10 protein-coding genes are annotated in these 16,313 nt (G+C 71.5%); 6 read left to right on the top strand and 4 right to left on the bottom strand.

Going from position 1 to position 16,313, the window contains the following annotated elements; all coding sequences use genetic code 11:
• Nucleotides 1-350: 350 nt before the first annotated feature.
• Nucleotides 351-1,871 (bottom strand): exo-alpha-sialidase, encoded by a 1,521-nt coding sequence (locus ACIRGA_RS32940; protein ID WP_400948562.1) that lies wholly within the window; start codon nt 1,869-1,871, stop codon nt 351-353.
• Between the two features lie 188 nt (nt 1,872-2,059).
• Between ACIRGA_RS32940 and ACIRGA_RS32945 the strand changes: the two genes are divergently transcribed.
• Nucleotides 2,060-2,632 (top strand): hypothetical protein, encoded by a 573-nt coding sequence (locus ACIRGA_RS32945; RefSeq protein WP_400948564.1) that lies wholly within the window; start codon nt 2,060-2,062, stop codon nt 2,630-2,632.
• 12 nt (nt 2,633-2,644) lie between these two features.
• The gene (locus ACIRGA_RS32950) at nt 2,645-3,205 is read left to right on the top strand and encodes a hypothetical protein (protein ID WP_400948567.1); all 561 of its coding nucleotides are present in this window, start codon (nt 2,645-2,647) and stop codon (nt 3,203-3,205) included.
• Here the strand turns inward: ACIRGA_RS32950 and ACIRGA_RS32955 are convergent.
• Nucleotides 3,177-3,875: a Crp/Fnr family transcriptional regulator gene (locus tag ACIRGA_RS32955; RefSeq protein ID WP_400948570.1), complete on the bottom strand. Its 699-nt coding sequence runs from the start codon at nt 3,873-3,875 to the stop codon at nt 3,177-3,179. The two genes, ACIRGA_RS32950 and ACIRGA_RS32955, sit on opposite strands and share 29 nt — an antisense overlap.
• Before the next feature lie 40 nt (nt 3,876-3,915).
• Nucleotides 3,916-5,340: a PLP-dependent aminotransferase family protein gene (locus tag ACIRGA_RS32960; protein ID WP_400948573.1), complete on the bottom strand. Its 1,425-nt coding sequence runs from the start codon at nt 5,338-5,340 to the stop codon at nt 3,916-3,918.
• Between ACIRGA_RS32960 and ACIRGA_RS32965 the strand changes: the two genes are divergently transcribed.
• Both ACIRGA_RS32965 and ACIRGA_RS32970 read left to right on the top strand, forming a co-directional pair.
• On the top strand, nt 5,339-6,235 hold the full coding sequence (locus ACIRGA_RS32965; RefSeq protein ID WP_400948575.1) for a DMT family transporter: 897 nt from the start codon (nt 5,339-5,341) through the stop codon (nt 6,233-6,235). The two genes, ACIRGA_RS32960 and ACIRGA_RS32965, sit on opposite strands and share 2 nt — an antisense overlap.
• Nucleotides 6,236-6,291: 56 nt before the next feature.
• Nucleotides 6,292-7,467 (top strand): MFS transporter, encoded by a 1,176-nt coding sequence (locus ACIRGA_RS32970; protein WP_400948578.1) that lies wholly within the window; start codon nt 6,292-6,294, stop codon nt 7,465-7,467.
• On the opposite strand, the gene ACIRGA_RS32975 is transcribed toward ACIRGA_RS32970, so the two are convergent.
• Nucleotides 7,445-8,434 (bottom strand): YeiH family protein, encoded by a 990-nt coding sequence (locus tag ACIRGA_RS32975; RefSeq protein WP_400948581.1) that lies wholly within the window; start codon nt 8,432-8,434, stop codon nt 7,445-7,447. The two genes, ACIRGA_RS32970 and ACIRGA_RS32975, sit on opposite strands and share 23 nt — an antisense overlap.
• 71 nt (nt 8,435-8,505) lie before the next feature.
• Between ACIRGA_RS32975 and ACIRGA_RS32980 the strand changes: the two genes are divergently transcribed.
• Both ACIRGA_RS32980 and ACIRGA_RS32985 read left to right on the top strand, forming a co-directional pair.
• On the top strand, nt 8,506-9,411 hold the full coding sequence (locus tag ACIRGA_RS32980; protein WP_400948583.1) for a LysR family transcriptional regulator: 906 nt from the start codon (nt 8,506-8,508) through the stop codon (nt 9,409-9,411).
• A 440-nt stretch (nt 9,412-9,851) separates the two neighbouring features.
• Complete coding sequence (locus ACIRGA_RS32985; protein ID WP_400948586.1) at nt 9,852-16,310, top strand: SDR family oxidoreductase; 6,459 nt, start codon at nt 9,852-9,854, stop codon at nt 16,308-16,310.
• Nucleotides 16,311-16,313 lie beyond the last annotated feature (3 nt).

Here is a 16,313-nt window from a genome sequence, read left to right on the forward strand (position 1 = left end):
GCCCTGGTCAAGCTCGGGTCGTGGGTGGGGTGTGGGGGGTGTTGAGCGCGAGGCCGGCCACGCCCCGGGGGGGGGCGGGGGGGGGGGGGGGGGGCGCGGCCGGGGGGGGGGGGGGGGGGGGGGGGGGGGGGGCGGCGGGGGGGGGGGGGGGGGGGGGGGGGGGGGGGGGCGGCGCCCGCCCCCCCCCCCCCCCCCCCCCCCCCCCCCCCCCCCCCACCACCGTACGTACCACGGTGGGTCCGGGCCGCTGTGTTGCCGGGTGGTACATGAAGGCTCCCTTCGCCGCGTCTGATGCGGTGAAGGGAGCCTTCGGCCCTGGGGCCCTTCAAGACACACCGACGCGGTAGTGCTCAGCCGCAGTGTTCGGACGGGCTGTCGTACTTCGTCCCGCCCGCGGAACCGCCCCATTTCACGCATTTGCCCGCCGCGGCCGCCCGCACGGGGCCGGCGAACCACGAGAACGAGCCGGAGTCGGTGATCCGCGCCGACCCCGAAACCTCGAGGTAGGCCGACGTCGCGGTCGCGGTGCCCGCGGCCTCGCTCTTCATCGTGCTGACACAGTTCTGTCCGTTGGAAGCGTTGTAGGACAGGTAAACCGTGCCCGCCGTCCCGAGGGGCTCCGAGTCGATCACGCCGTATCCGCCGCCGCATGCCGGGGCGCCGAGGGTCGTCTCGGTGACGGTCGAGAAGCGGATGGTCTCGTTGGCGTTCCCCGCCGGGCCCGCTTCGTACAGCACGCCGACCGAGCCCGAGGACAGCTGGACCATGTCGGAGTACGCGGCGTCGCCGCTCCACACCAGCGTTCCGGCGGAGTTGCCCTGCCAGTTCGCGCCTTCGTCGAACGACGACCGGACGACGAGTTCCTTGCGGCGGTCGCAGACCGACGGCGCGGCGAACAGGATCCGGTTGTACTTGCCCGCCTTGTCGGTCGCGGTCATCCGCGCGGTCGAGGCCTGGACCACCGGGGTGATCAAGTCCTCCTCGAAGGTGAACTTGGTCGAGAAGCTCGCCCCGCCGTCGGAGCTGATGGCGTAGGCCCGGTTCTTCGCCCCACCACTGAGGCATTTGTTGTCGTTGTTGGCCTGGTTGCGCGCCGCGGCGTAGACCCGGCCGTCGAGCAGTTCGGTGACGCTGATCTCCTGCGGGTTCAGCCCGGCCGACGCCGCCGGGGTGTCGGTGGCGCCGCGTTTCCACGTGACACCCTGGTCGTCGCTGTAGACGAGCGCGCCGCTGTTCTTGCCGTCGACGGTGTAACTCATTCCGGCGACGATCCGGCCGGCGTGCGCGCCGCGGGTCAGCACGATGCCGTGTGACGGCCCGGTCGCGAGCCAGCCCGGCGCGGTGTCGAACCCGAGCTGCGTGGTGAGTACCTTCGGCGCGGTCCAGGTCTTGCCGTGGTCGTCGCTGATCGAGACGCGCGGAATCCGGTTGCAGTCGGGATTCTTGACGCATTCCATCACCGAGAGCAGCACGATCCGCCCGGTGGACGGGATCACGATCGGCGTCGGGTTTCCTTTGGTGTCACCAAAACCTTCGATGACGATTTTCGGGGCGCTCCAGGTCTTGCCGTTGTCCGCCGAGCGTTTCACGACGAGATCGATGTCGCCGCTGTCGTTGCAGAAGCTGGCGCCGCCGTTGCGGCCTTCGGCGAACGCGAGCAGTTCGCCGTTGTTCGCTTTGACGATGGCAGGGATTCTGAAGCAGTCGTAACCTTCTGTTTTCTCTTTGTACACCAACGTATTCCCGACGGCGGCGGCCGAGATCTGGTCGCCGGTGGCCGGGGTGGCGAGGGAGGTGGCCGGGGATGCGCCGACCGCCGCGGTGGCGACGAGGGCCGCGAACAGGCCCTGTGCGACGCGGGAGATCTTCACGGGAGTGCTCCGTCCTGGATTCGGTTCCGGGTGACGGGACATCAGAGTCCTTCCGGCTCGTACAGCCGTCGTACAAGACGCGTACAACCGGTTTCGCCTTCTGTGTCAGGTGACGCAGAACGACGGCGGTTTCCCTGCCAAGCTCGATCCCGTCGGACACGGTGCGAGATCGGATAGGGGGAGGGCCGATGAAGGTGATCGATCTCGAGGGGCGAGAGTGGACGGTCGATCGCCGGTTCGCGCCGTGGCGCCGGTGGGTCCAGCCGCTCGCGGGACTCACCGGCGGTTACCGGCAGCACAAGATCACGGCGGATTGGGCGTTCCCCAAGGTGGAGCGCGAGGAAGGTTCCCTGAACAAGGTGGCCGTCGGACTGTGGGTGGTGGTGGCCATCGCGGACACACTCGTGCACCTTCCGGTGTACTTGCTGCTGGGACTCCTCCTGCTGCCGTTCCTCGCGCTGGAGCTGCTGTGCCAGGGCGTCGCTGGTGCCTTCGCGCGGATCGTGCGGTGGTTCCGGAAGGCGCCGGCGCGGGTCGACGTCGCCGGATGGCACAAGGAACATCGCAGCCTCGCGTCGCTGACCGTCCTCAGGGTGCACGACGACCTGGCCGTTCCTCTGGTGGCCGAGCTGAGCGGCCTGCTTCGCGGACGCGTCAGGTTCGATCCCAGTGATCCGGCCGTGCGCGAGGCGCTCACCCGGTTCGGCGCGCGGGTGGAACGCCATCGGACCCTGCTTCGTCGGAGAGCCGTGCACCGATGAGGAGGCGACAAGATGCGGGTGACCGACACCGGCGGCGGCGAGTGGCTGATCGTGCGGCGGTTCGCGCCCTGGCTGCGCCGGATCCGGCCGCTCGCGATCGTCACCGAAAGCGAGCGCTACCGGGAAGTGTCGTTCACCCGGCACCGCGGCCGGTCCGCCGAGGAAGCACGCCCGGGCTTCGAGGACTGGCTGATGCTGGGATTCGCCGTCGGGCAGGCGGCCGGGCTCGCGCTGATCCTGTCGCCGGTCCTCTTGGCCGAACTGGCGCTTTGGGGGCTGACCGGTGCGGTTCTCCGGCTGGCGAGGCTGACCGGCCTGGTGCGCGTCCGGGTCGATCTCATCGCGCCGCCCCCGGCCGTGCGCAGCCTCGCGCCGGTGCGGGTCCTGCTGGTGCCGGGAAAGACCGCGGCCGAGCTCGTCCGCGAGCTCGCGACGCTGATCGAGACCATCCCGGAGTTCGATCCGGAGAACGAGCCGCGCGTGCGGAAACTGTTCCTGGCCACCGGAGCGCGGGTCGACCGGCATTTCGGCCTGCCGTGGCGGCTCAGCGGTCGTCGGGTGCCAGCTGTCTGAGGTCGTTCAGGCTCCGGACGACAAGCCGCTGACGGCCGGTGCTGAGCAGCCCGTCCGCGCGCAGGGTCCGCAGGGTCCGCGCGACGGCTTCCCGTGACGCGGACGCGAGTCCCGCCAGGTCGCGCTGGTTGATCCGCAGGGCGATCAGGGTGCCGTCGGCGACGGGGACGCCGTAGCGCTCGGCGAGGTCGACGAGGATCGCGGCGATGCGTTCGGCGGCGGTGCTGTCCCCGAATTCGGTGCGACGCGAGTTGGCGTAGCGCAGGCGGGAGGTGATGATCCGGAGCAGGACCACGGACAGGCCGGGATGTTCGCGGAGCACGGAGTTGAACGCCCGCGCGGACAGCCACAGCCCGGTGACCGGCTCGACGGCGATCGCGGTGGCCGAGCGCAGGCTGCCGTCCATCGACGCCATCTCGCCGATGATGTCGCCCGGATCGCGGACGGCCAGCACGGCGTCGTAGCCGCCGGTGGACACCGACGTGATCTTGACCCGCCCGGTCATCAGGATCAGCACCCAGTCCGAGCGGTCACCCTCGCGGATGATCACCGTGCCCGCCGGGTACCGGCGCAGTTCGGCCTCGGCACGCAGCGCCTTGCGCTGGCCGTCGTCGAGCAGCTCCCAGAGCCTGCCAGGTGGTTCGTGCGGCTCCGCCGCCGGCTGTGTCATGCCTTCTCGTCGCCTCCGTGGGCGATCGTACGGCCGGACGTCAACCGGGGATCTCCTGGTACGCCTGCGAAAGGCGCTGGATGCCTTCGCGCAGCTGCGCGCCCGTCGCGGCGCTGACGTAGCTCAGGCGCAGATAGGGCCCCGGCGCCTCGGCCGCGAAGTACATCCTGCCCGAGGTGACCGCTACTCCCGCGCGGAAAGCGGCGCTGGTCAGCGCGGCTTCGTCGACGAAGCCGGGAAGCGGCTGCCACAGGTGGTAGCCCCCGGTCGGGACCGGGACGGCGCGCCAGGAGGGCAGGAACTCCCGCAGGGCCGAGACGGCCACGTCGCGGCGTTCCCGCAAGGAGGCGGCGAGAGTCCGCAGGTGGCGGGTCCAAGCCGGAGAGCTCACCAGTTCGAGCGCGGTCTCCTGCAGCGGCCGCGGTACGAAGAAGCTTTCGACGGCGTGGAGGCCGCGCAGCCGTTCCAGTGCCGGGCCACGGGCGGCCAGCGCGCTGATCCGTAGGCTCGGCGACGCCGGTTTCGTGAGCGAGCGGATGTGCACCACGACGCCGTCGGGATCGTCGGCCACGAGCGGCGGCGGGGGAGCCGGGCTGCCGGGATGCGCCATCAGCCTGGCGAAATCGTCCTCGATCACGAAGGCGCCCGCGTCACGGGCGATCCGCAGGACCTCGGCGCGGCGTTCGGCGCACAGCACCGCGCCGGTCGGGTTCTGGAACGCGGGCTGGCAGACGAACAACCGGGCGCCGGTGTCGCGGAAGGCGTCCGCGAGCAGTTCGGGCCGGACGCCGTCGCGGTCGATCGGCACCGGGACCGGCCGCAGCCCCGACGCCCGCGCGATGGCCAGCATCCCCGGGTACGTCGGGGATTCCACCAGCACCGGCGCGCCGGGAGCGCCGAGCGCGCGCAACGCCGTGGTCAGCGCGCTCTGTCCGCCCGAGGTGATCAGCACGTTCTCGACGTTCACCGGGCTGCCGATGTCGCGGGCGAACCAGGCCCGCAGTTCGGGCAGGCCGCAGATCGGCGGGCGCGTCCACGCGCCGGGACGGCGGCCGGCCCTGGCCGACGCGGCCGCGAGTTCGCGTTCCGGCTGGAGGCTCGGATGTGTGTACCCGCCGTTGAGGTCGATGACGCCGGAAGGCGGGTCGCTCAGGGCGGTGAGCACGCCGCTCGCGTCGATCGCGCGGGTGCCGGACTGCGCGCTCAGCGCCACCTCCTGCCACGACACGTCGCCGGTCACCGCGGCTTCACGAGGGGGCGGGGCGCGGAAGACGCCGGCACCGGGGCGGGTGATCACCAGCCCTTCGGCGGCCAGCGCGGCGATGGCCCGCGACACCGTCACCGGGCTCACTTTCAGCTGCCGGACCAGCTCCCGGCTGGAGGGGAGCTTTCCATCGATCGGATAGCGCTCCAAAGTGGACCGCAGCTCTGTGGCCAGGCTGGCGACGCTGCTACCATCGGACATGAGACTGGATGATAGCGCTATCGCGGACCGGGCAGTAGCGGTCCGCTCCGGGACCGCGCTGGCGGCGCTGGGGGTCCTCGCCTTCTCGTTCACGTTCCCCGCCACCGTGTGGGCGCTCAAGGGCTTCGACCCGTGGACCGCCACCGGGCTGCGCAGCGTCCTGGCCGCGCTGGTCGCCGGTACCTGTCTCCGGGTCTTCCGGGTCCCGCTGCCGAGGCGCGACCAGTGGCGGGGCCTGGCCGTGGTCTCCCTCGGCTGCGTCCTCGCCTTCCCGATCCTGACCACGCTTGCGCTCAAGACGTCGTCGACCGCGCATTCCGCGGTGGTGATCGGGCTGCTGCCGCTGGCCACCGCCGTGATCTCCTCCAGGCTGACCGGTCACCGGCCGTCCCGCCGGTTCTGGCTCGCCGCCGCGGTCGGCGCGAGCGCGGTCGTGGTGTTCACCGTCGCGCAGAGCGGCGGCGGACTGTCCACAGCGGACCTGTTTCTGTTCGGCGCGCTCGTGCTGTGCGCGTTCGGATACGCCGAGGGCGGCAGGCTGGCCAGGGAAATGGCCGGGTGGCACGTGATCGGGTGGGCGCTGGTCCTCGCGCTGCCGGTCACCGGCGCGTTCGCCGTCTTCGGGCTCGCGACCGAGCCGCTGCACGTCACCGGCGAGGGGATCGCCGGCCTGCTGTACGTCGCGCTCATCTCGCAGTTCGGCGGGTTCTTCGCCTGGTACCGCGGAATGGCCGAGATCGGCGTCGCGCGGGCGAGTCAGCTGCAGCTCGCCCAGCCGCTGCTGACGCTGGTCTGGGCGGTCCTGCTGCTCGGCGAGCACCTCCCGGCCGCCGCGCCGGTGACCGCGCTGATCGTCGTCGCCTGCATCGTGGTGACCCAGCGATCCCGTAGCTAGATCAACGTCGCGAATCCGCCAGACCGCGGTGCCCGCGTGGTGATGGGCTGAAGCACATGACCGCTTCGACCCTCGACACCTCCGCGCGGACCCCGCTGAAGGGATGGCTCGCCGTCCTCGCGGTGACGCTGGGGATCTTCTCCCTCGTCACCACGGAGATCCTGCCGATCGGCCTCCTGACCCCGATCGGCGAGGACTTCCGGATCACGCCGGGGACGGCGGGCCTGACCATGACCCTGCCCGGCTTCCTCGCCGCGCTCGCGGCCCCGGCCGTCACCGTCGCCGCGGGACGGCTCGACCGCCGGATCGTGCTGTGCGTGCTGATGGTGGTGCTGGCGCTGTCCGACGTCGTCGCGGCGACGGCGGACGCGTACTGGGCCGTGCTGGTTTCGCGAGTCCTGGTCGGGCTGGTGATCGGCGCGTTCTGGGCGGTCGGCTCCGGGCTCGCCGCCCGGCTCGTCGGCCCGGAACGCGCGGGCACGGCGACCGCGGTGATCTTCTCGGCCGTGCCGCTCGGCTCCGTGCTGGGCGTGCCCGCGGGGACGTTCCTCGGCGAACTTTTCGGCTGGCGCGCGGCTTTCGCCGTGATGGCGGTCTTCACGGTCGGCGTCCTCGCCGCGCTGGCTCTCTCGTTGCCCCCGCTGCCGTCGGCCGGCGCGACCCGGCTCGGCGTCCTGCGCGAGATGACCCGTCAGCGGGCGACCCGGCTCGGCCTGCTCGTCACGGTGCTGGTCGTGCTCGCCCACTTCGGGACCTACACCTACGTCACGCCGCTCCTGCGCCAGGTGACGCAGGTGAGCCCGGAGCTGATCACCGTCTTTCTGTTCGTCTACGGCACCGCCGGGATCGCCGGCAACTTCCTCGCGGGCGCGGCGATCGCCCGCGATCTGCGGCTGACCTTCCTCACCGCGGCGGGACTGATCGGCGTCGTGACGTGTGCGTTGCCGTTTCTCGGCGAGACGAAAGCGGGCGCCCTCGCGCTGCTGGTGGTCTGGGGGTTCGCCTACGGTGCCGTCCCGGTCTGTTCGGGAACGTGGTTCGCCAGGGCGGCCCCGCAGGCGCCCGAAGCGGCGTCGGTGCTGTTCACCTCGTCGTTCCAGGCGACCCTTTCGGCGGGTGCGCTGCTCGGCGGGCTGGTCGTCGACGCGGTCTCCGTCCCGGCCGTGATGGTCACCGGCGGGGTGGTCGCGCTGCTCGCGGTCGCGGTCCTCAGCCGAGCACGGTCAGCGTGACCAAGGCGGTGGTCCCGACCAGCAGGGTGGAGAGCAGCCCGAGCAGCAGGGCGCGGCCGCCGGTGCGGACGAGCGTGCCGATCCGGACCGCGCAGCCCAGCCCGAACAGCGCTCCGGCCAGCAGCAGCGTGCAGGCGATCTTGGCGACGTCGAGCGCGAGACCGGGCACGATCCCGGTGCTGCGCAGGGCGGCCATCGCCAGGAAACCGAGGACGAACAGCGGGACGAGCGGCGGCCGCTTCCCGTCCACGGGGCGATTCCGTTCGTGCACGCCGACCGCGGCGACCATCGGGGCGAGCAGGACGACCCGGCTGAGCTTGATCACGATCGCGACCGCGATGGCGGCACCGCCCGCGGGGGTGGCCGCAGCGACGACCTGCGCGACTTCGTGCACGCTGAGCCCGGCCCATTCACCGATCCGGGCCGCGTCGAGGCGCAGCCAGCCGCCGATCAACGGGACCGCCGCGATGGCGAGCCCGCCGTAAAAGGTGACCAGCGCGACCGCGGTCGCGACGTCGGAGTCTTCGCGTTTCACCACGCCTTCCATGGCGGCGATGGCGGACGCGCCGCAGATCGAAAAACCGGTCGCGACCAGCATCGCCAGGCCACGAGGCACGCCCAGGAGCCTGCCGAGACCGATGGTGCCGAGGAAGGTGACGCCGACCGTCAGCACCACGGCGAGCAGGGTTCCGGGGCCCAGCGCCAGGACGGCCGGGAGCGAGAGCTGCAGGCCGAGCAGGACGACACCGGCGCGCAGCAGCTTCTTGGTGATCCCGGCGATGGCCTTCCGGGTCTCCTCCGACACCGACGACAGCGAGCCGGTGAGGATGCCGAGCACGACGGCGATGGTGAGCGCGCTGACGACCGGGAAAGCGGTGCCGACCAGGTACGCGGCGGCGACTCCGGCGCCGGTGACGGCCAACGCGGTCAGATAGGGCTTCGTCGGCCTCGCGTGCGTGGTGCTCATGGTCCGAGCCTCGCCCGGACGGGGGTACCTCGGTAGCCGGGAATACGAGGGGTAGGTCATACACTTGGGCTATGACCACACCCGACCTGGACTCCCTGCGCCTCCTGGTGCTCGTGGACGAGCTCGGCAGTATCGGGCAGGCCGCGGCCAGCCTCGGGATCGCGCAGCCGTCGGCGAGCAAACGACTGTCCACAGTCGAGCGACGGCTGGGGCTGGTGCTGGTCGACCGTACGCGGCGCGGCTCCGCGCTCACCCCCGACGGCCGGATCATCGCGGGCTGGGCGCAGCGCGTGCTGTCCGAACTCGACGGTCTGCTCGACGGCGCCGAAGCGCTGCGCACCCAGCACGAGGCGCATCTGCGGGTCGCCGCGAGCATGACACTGGCCGAATACCTCGTGCCCGGCTGGATCGGCGAGCTCAAACGCCGCGACCCAGGGCTGTACCTCGGGCTGGAGGTCACCAACTCCGATCAGGCCGCCGAACTGGCGCGGGAGGGCAAGGTCGATCTCGGGTTCGTCGAGTCGCCTGGTTCACTGCCCGGTCTCTCGTCCCGGCGGGTGGCCACCGATCGCTTGGTCCTCGTCGTGCCCGCGAATCATCCGTGGGCGCGCAAGCGGCGGCCCGTGACCGCGGCCGAACTGGCGATCACGCCGCTCGTGGTCCGCGAACCGGGTTCCGGGACCAGGGAGACCGTGGACGCCGCGTTGCGCAAGGCCGGTGTCGGTCCGGCGAAACCGTTGCTGGAACTGGGTTCCGCCTCCGCGGTCGGCAACGCGGTGATCGCGGGCGCGGGTCCGGCGGTGATCAGCGAACTCGCCATCGTCCGGGACGTCGCCGAAGGCAGGCTCATCCCGGTCGCGGTGGACGGCGTCGACTTCGGCCGGGAGCTGCGCGCGGTGTGGCCCGTCGGACGGCGGCTCGCCGGGCCCGCCGCGGAACTGTTGAGCATCGCGGTCCGGAATGCGAAAGCCCGCTGAACCCTTTCATGTTTCCGCGCGTGATACCGAAAGTCCCGTCGGCGTGCTACCGACGATAGGACGAATCATCATCGATTTCCGGAAATAGGTACGGACCGCTGATTCCGGTGGTCCGAGGAAAGTGGAATGGTGAACTCCGGGTAACAGGCGGATGGCGTATCGCTCGTTGGGACACCTGGTCGTTGACTGTTCTTTCCTGTAGGGGAACGGAAAACCCGGCTTCCCGGATGTCCCGTGTGTATCCGGAACGCTAAATTCTCGCTACGGGCCTCGCTTTTCGCAGGTCGACGTACCGCCATCCGGTTCCTGTGAGCGGAAACCCTACTGTCGAGTATTGACGTGAAGGCTCGCCTGCGTTTAAGTACGCCCGGTAACCAAGTCACTCTTCCGTGTGCCGGAGGCTTCCCGTGGGTAAGTCGATTCTTGGCGCCGATGCCTCAATGTTGACCGGTACGGCGGATCTGCTCATCGCGGTGCACCCATTCGGTGTGCCGTCCGCGCGGTTCGCCGCGGCGGCGGCGCGGGCCGGCGTTCTCGGTGTAGTGGATCTGACGAGCGGAAACCGGGCGGCTCGCGAAGAACTCGACCTGGCCGCGGACTGGGTCGCGACCGGTTTCGGTGTCCGCGTCGCGGGGCCGGTCGAGCTTCCCGCGGCGGCCCATACGGTTCTGCTCGCGGCGGGCGCGCCTTTGTCCACTGTGGACTTCGAGGGGCGCCGGGTGCTCGCGGAGGTCACGAGCCGGGACGAAGCCGTGCGAGCGGTCGCCGCCGGGGCGGCCGGGCTCGTCGCCCGAGGTCACGAGGCGGGCGGCAGGATCGGCGAACTCGGCAGCTTCGTGTTCCTGCAGCAGTTGCTGGCCGATCCGGCGATCGGTGTCCCGGTCTGGGCGTACGGCGGGATCGGTGCGCACACCGCGGCCGCCGCCGTAGCCGGAGGGGCCGCCGGTGTCGTCCTCGACACGGCGTTCGCGCTGCTCCCCGAAGCGGAACTGCCGTCGGATCTCACGATGGCGCTGGAAGGCCTCGACGGATCCGAGACCATTGTGGACGGGGACGTACGGCGACTTCGCCGACGGCCGCTGGAAGCCGGGCAGGACGCCTTCCTGCCCGAGCGGTTCCGCTACCGCTGGGGAACGCTCCCGGCCGCGATCCACGGCGTTCGCGCGTCGATCACCGAGGGCGTCAGCGCTTCCGGCGGCCCGATGCCGCTCGCGCAGGGCCCGATGACCAGGGTCAGCGACCAGCCCGAATTCGCGCGGGCCGTCGCCGCCGGGGGAGCGTTGCCGTTCCTGGCTTTGGCGTTGTCCGGAGCCGCCCAGACTCGCGAGATGCTCGAAAGGACCAAGGCCGCGTTGGGCGACGCGCCTTGGGGCGTCGGTGTGCTCGGGTTCGCGGCCGAGGAGGTCCGCGCCGCGCAACTCGAGGTGATCCGCGAGATCCGGCCGAGCCACGCGATCATCGCCGGTGGCCGCCCGGCGCAGGCGAAGGCGCTGGAAGACGTCGGAATCTCGACGTTCCTGCACGTCCCGTCGCCGGGATTGCTGCGCCAGTTCCTCGAAGCGGGGGCGCGCAAGTTCGTCTTCGAGGGCGCCGAATGCGGCGGACATGTCGGCCCGAGGGCGAGTTTTCCCTTGTGGGAAGCCCAGATCGACGTTCTCCGCGACTACGCAGCCGAGGTCGAGGTGTACTTCGCCGGTGGAATCCACGACGAGCGATCGGCCGCGATGGTCGCCGCGGCCGCCGCACCGCTGACCCGGCTCGGCGCGACAGTCGGCCTGCTGATGGGCACGGCGTACCTGTTCACCGAAGAGGCCGTCCGCGCGGGCGCCGTCCTGCCGTTGTTCCAGCGCCAGGTCGTCGAGGCCACGCGCACCGACCTGCTGGAGACGGCGCCGGGGCACGCGACGCGGTGTGTGCGTTCGGCGTTCACGGCCGAGTACGCGGAGCTCAAACGCGCGCTGAAGGACCGGGAAGTGCCGGATCGCGAGGCATGGGAGCGGCTGGAGACGCTGAACGTCGGACGGCTTCGCCTGGCGAGCAAGGGAATCGAGCGCGTCGGGGACACGCTCAGCCCGGTCGCCGAAGACCGGCAGCTCGCCGAGGGCATGTTCATGGCGGGCGACGTCGCCGTCCTGCGGTCCGAGGTCACGACGATCGCCCGGTTGCACGAGGCCGTCGGCCCAGGGGCCCAGGCGTTCCTCGCCACCCGCGCCGCCGAGCTGCTGGACCTCCCGGACGACGAGCCCGCACCGGAACCGCTCGACATCGCCATCGTGGGGATGGCCGGTGTCTTCCCCCAGGCCGCGGATCTCCCGTCGTTCTGGGCGAACATCCTGTCCGGAGTGGACTCGGTGACCGGGGTCCCCGCCCAGCGCTGGGATCCCGCGCTCTACTACGCGCCCGACGGCGACGGCGAGAAGACGCCGTCGCGCTGGGGCGGATTCCTGCCGGAGATCCCGTTCGACCCGCTCGACCACGGAATCCCGCCCGCGTCGCTCGCGAGTATCGAACCTGTCCAGCTGCTGGCACTGGAAGTGTCACGGCGGGCGCTCGCCGACGCCGGGTACGCCGAACGCGCCTTCGACCGGTCCCGCACGTCGGTGGTCTTCGGCGCGGAAGCCGGGAGCGACCTGTCCAACGCGATGACCTTGCGGACCGTGCTCCCGTCTTACCTCGGCGAACTCCCGGCCGATCTCGATCGTCAGCTGCCGCGGCTGACCGAGGACTCGTTCCCCGGCGTGCTCGCCAACGTCATCGCGGGCCGGGTCGCGAACCGGCTCGACCTCGGCGGCGCGAACTACACGGTCGACGCGGCCTGCGCCTCGTCGCTCACCGCCGTCGACGTCGCCTGCAAGGAACTCGTCACCGGCACCAGCGACCTCGTCCTGTGCGGCGGCGCCGACCTGCACAACGGCATCAACGACTACCTGCTGTTCTCCTCGGTGCACGCGCTCTCCCCGTCCGGCCGGTCGGCCACCTTCGACAGCGACGCAGACGGGATCGCGCTGGGCGAGGGCGTCGCGTGCGTCGTCCTGAAGCGGCTGGCGGACGCCGAACGCGACGGTGACCGCGTCTACGCCGTCATCAAGGGGGTCGGCAGCGCCAGCGACGGACGGGCACTCGGGCTCACCGCGCCCCGGCCGGAGGGCCAGCACAACGCGCTGACCAGGGCGTACCGCAACGCCGGGATCTCGCCGTCGCGGGTCGGGCTGGTCGAAGCGCACGGCACCGGCACCGTCGTCGGCGACCGCACCGAGCTCGCCACCCTGACCAAGGTGTTCACCGAAGCGGGTGCCGAACCCGGCCGGTGCGCGCTCGGTTCGGTGAAATCCCAGATCGGGCACACGAAATGCGCCGCCGGGCTGGCCGGGCTGATCAAGGCGAGCCTCGCGCTGCACACCGGGGTCAAACCGCCGACCCTGCACCTGGCGAAGCCGAATCCGGCGTGGGATCCGGAGACCAGCCCGTTCGCGTTCCACACCGAAGCCCGGCCGTGGGCCGGGACCGAACGCGTCGCCGGGGTGAGCGCCTTCGGGTTCGGCGGCACGAACTTCCACGTCGTCCTCACCGCGCACGACGGCGCCGTCCCGCCCGCGAAGACCCTCGACGAGTGGCCCGCCGAGCTCTTCCTGTTCGCGGGTAAGGACGACAAGGACGCCGAGGATCTACTGGCCGCCACGGGGCAGGGCTGGCGGCTGCGCGATCTGGCGCTCGCCGCGTCCCGCCGGGCGGAACGCCGGGGCGGACCGGCGAGGTTCGCGATCCTGGCGTCCACAGTGGACGAACTGGCTTCGTCGCTGCGCCGGGCCATGGCGGGGGAGCGGGACGAGACCGCGGGTATCTTCGCCGCCGACGACACGCCGCTGGGCGAGATCGCGTTCCTCTTTCCTGGGCAGGGCAGCCAGCGGCCGGGGATGTTCGCGGAACTGTTCGTCGCGTTCCCCGAGCTGCGGCGCTACCTCGCGCACGCCGGAAGCACCGTCGACGCCCTGTTCCCACCCGCCGCGTTCGACGACGCCGGACGCGAGGCGCAGCGCGCCCGGCTGACCGACACCCGGGCCGCGCAACCCGCGCTCGGGATCGTGGGACTCGCCGCGCACCACCTGCTGGGGAAGGCCGGGGTCCGGCCGTCGATGGTGGCGGGCCACAGCTACGGCGAACTGGTCGCCCTGACCGCCGCCGGCGCGCTGAGCTCGGCCTCGCTGCTGGACTGCAGCCGGGCGCGGGCGGAGGCGATCCTCGGCGCGACCGGCACCGGCGACCCGGGAACGATGGCGGCCGTCGCCGCGAACGCCGACGACGTCACCGAGATGCTCGCCGCCGAGGGCCTGGCCGGGACCGTCGTCACCGCCAACCGGAATTCGCCCAAGCAGACGGTGATCTCGGGACCGACCGACGCCGTCGGCGTGGCGGTGGACCGGCTGAGGGAGCGCGGGATCGGGGCGAAATCCCTCCCGGTCGCGTGCGCGTTCCACAGCCCGCTCGTCGCCCCGGCGGAGGCGGAGTTCGCCCGCGTGCTCAGCATTGTCCCGGTCCAGGAACCCGAGATCCCGGTGTGGGCCAACCGGACCGCCGCGACCTATCCGGCGGACCCGGACGGGATCCGCGCCGGACTGGCCGCGCAGATCGGTGCGCCGGTGCGGTTCGCGGACCAGATCGAAGCCATGTACGAGGCGGGCGCCCGGACGTTCGTCGAAGCGGGCCCAGGCTCGGTTCTCGCCCGGCTCGTCGACGCCGTGCTCGACCGCCGTCCACATCGGACGGTCACATTCGAAGGCGGCCGCCGCACCGGGATCCCCGGTTTCCTCGCGGCGTTGGCGCGGCTGGCGGTCGCGGGTGCGGAGGTCCGCACCGGCAGGTTGTTCACCGGCCGCGACTGTCTGGACGCCCTGTCCGCGCGGCCGCCGAAGAAGGCGGGCTGGACCCTCGACGGACAGCTCGTCCGCACCGCCGGCGGCGAGATCCCCGCCGCCGCCCTGCACCCCGCCCAGCGAATCCCCACGGAGGCGATCGTGACTTCCCGGCCCGGCACCGACGGCGGTGAGGCGCTCATCTCGGAGTTCCTCCGCACCAGCCGCGAGATGATCGCCGCGCAACGGGACGTCCTGCTCGGCTACCTCGGGACCGATCCCGGTGTCCGGCCACCCGCGCCCGTCGTCCTTCCCCCGGCGCCAGAGCCGATACTCGAACCCGCGCACGTCGAGGTCGCACCTGAACGTCCGGTGCTAGACGTCTTCGGCACCGTCGTCGAGGTGATCGGGGAGCGGACCGGCTATCCGGTGGACATGATCGAGCCGGACCTGGACCTGGAAGCGGATCTGAGCGTCGACTCGATCAAACGTGCCGAGATCGCCGGGGAACTCGCGACCCGGCTCGGCCTGACCGGCGGTGATCCCGAAGTGCTCGCCAAGGCCAGGACCGCGGCGGAACTCGCCGACCTGCTCGGCGGCACCCCTTCCGGCGGCCGGCCCGCCGAGGAGACCGACGCCGTCGTGGTGGCGCCGAAGCGTTATCTCATGCGGGAATTCGCCCTCGCCGACGCCGCACCCGCCGACGAGGAACTCGCCGGGCTCCGCTTCGCCGTCGTCGGTGAAGGCCAGGTCGCCGAGATGCTCACCGCCCGGCTCGCCGGGTACGGCGCCGAAGCCGAACTGGTCCAGGGGGTTCCGGAGCACGGCGCGGACGGCGTGTTCCACCTGTCACCGTCCTTCCCCGACGATTTCCCGCTGTATCGGGCGGTCTTGGCGGGCGGGCCGCGCTGGCTCATCGCGAACGGCCCCGCCGACGGTGCCCGCGGCTTCTTCCGGACGGTGGCCAGGGAGTACCCGGACACGGTCGCGCGGGTGGTCGAGCAGGCTCCCGAATCCACTGTGGACGAACAGGTGGAGACTCTGCTCGCCGAGCTGTCCGCCGGCGACTGGGAGCCGGTCGTCATCCGCCGCGGTGGCGCGCGGCGTGGGCTGCGGATGACCGAGGAAGGTCTCGGCCTGCTCGGCAGCACGGGCGCCGGTCCGGCGGGTGACGGGACCGCCGAAGCCGAAGCGCTCGGCCTGGACCGGGATTCGGTCGTCCTCCTGGTCGGCGGGGCGAAGGGCATCACCGCCCGTCTGGCCACTGCGCTGGCCTCGGCGTCGCGGTGCCGTATCGAACTGTTCGGCCGCACCGCCATGCCCATCGACGGTGAGGAACCGGAGATCGCGACCGCGACGACGACGGAAGAGCTGCGGGCCGCCCTGATCGGGAGCGGGCTGGCCAAACCGGCCGAGATCGAGCGGACCATCCGGATCATCGAGTCCGAACGCGAGGTCCGCGGAACGCTGCGGCGGATCGCCGACCTCGGCAGCCCGGTGCGCTATCACTCGGTGGACATGCTCGACGCGGAGGCCGTGCACCGCGCGGTCAAGGAGATCCACGCCGAACACGGCCGGATCGACGGCATCGTCTACGCGGCGGGCGTCATCGAGGACAAGCTGATCGCCGACAAGGACCCGGCGTCCTTCGACCGGGTCTTCGCCACCAAGGTCGAAGGCGCGAGCACCCTGCTCGCGGCGGCCGGTGAACTGCCGGAGGCACCGAAATTCGCCGTCCTGTTCGGCAGTATCGCCGCGACTCTGGGAAATCGCGGCCAGTCGGATTACTCGGCCGCGAACGACGCGCTGGAGGCGCTCGGCCACCGCTGGTCCACTGTGTACGGACGTCGCGGGCTCACCGTCCACTGGGGACCGTGGGCGCCGACCGGGGTCAACAACGGGATGGTCACCCCGGAACTGATGCGGGACTACGCCCGGCGCGGGATCGAGCTGATCGACCCCGAGGAAGGCACCTTGGCCCTGCTGCGCGAACTGGCGTGGGGAGACGAGGGCCTCACGGCCGTCACCTACACCGCGTCGGGGTGGTGACCG

The sequence above is a fragment of the Amycolatopsis sp. NPDC102389 genome (genome assembly GCF_044765885.1).
GTDB lineage: Bacteria > Actinomycetota > Actinomycetes > Mycobacteriales > Pseudonocardiaceae > Amycolatopsis.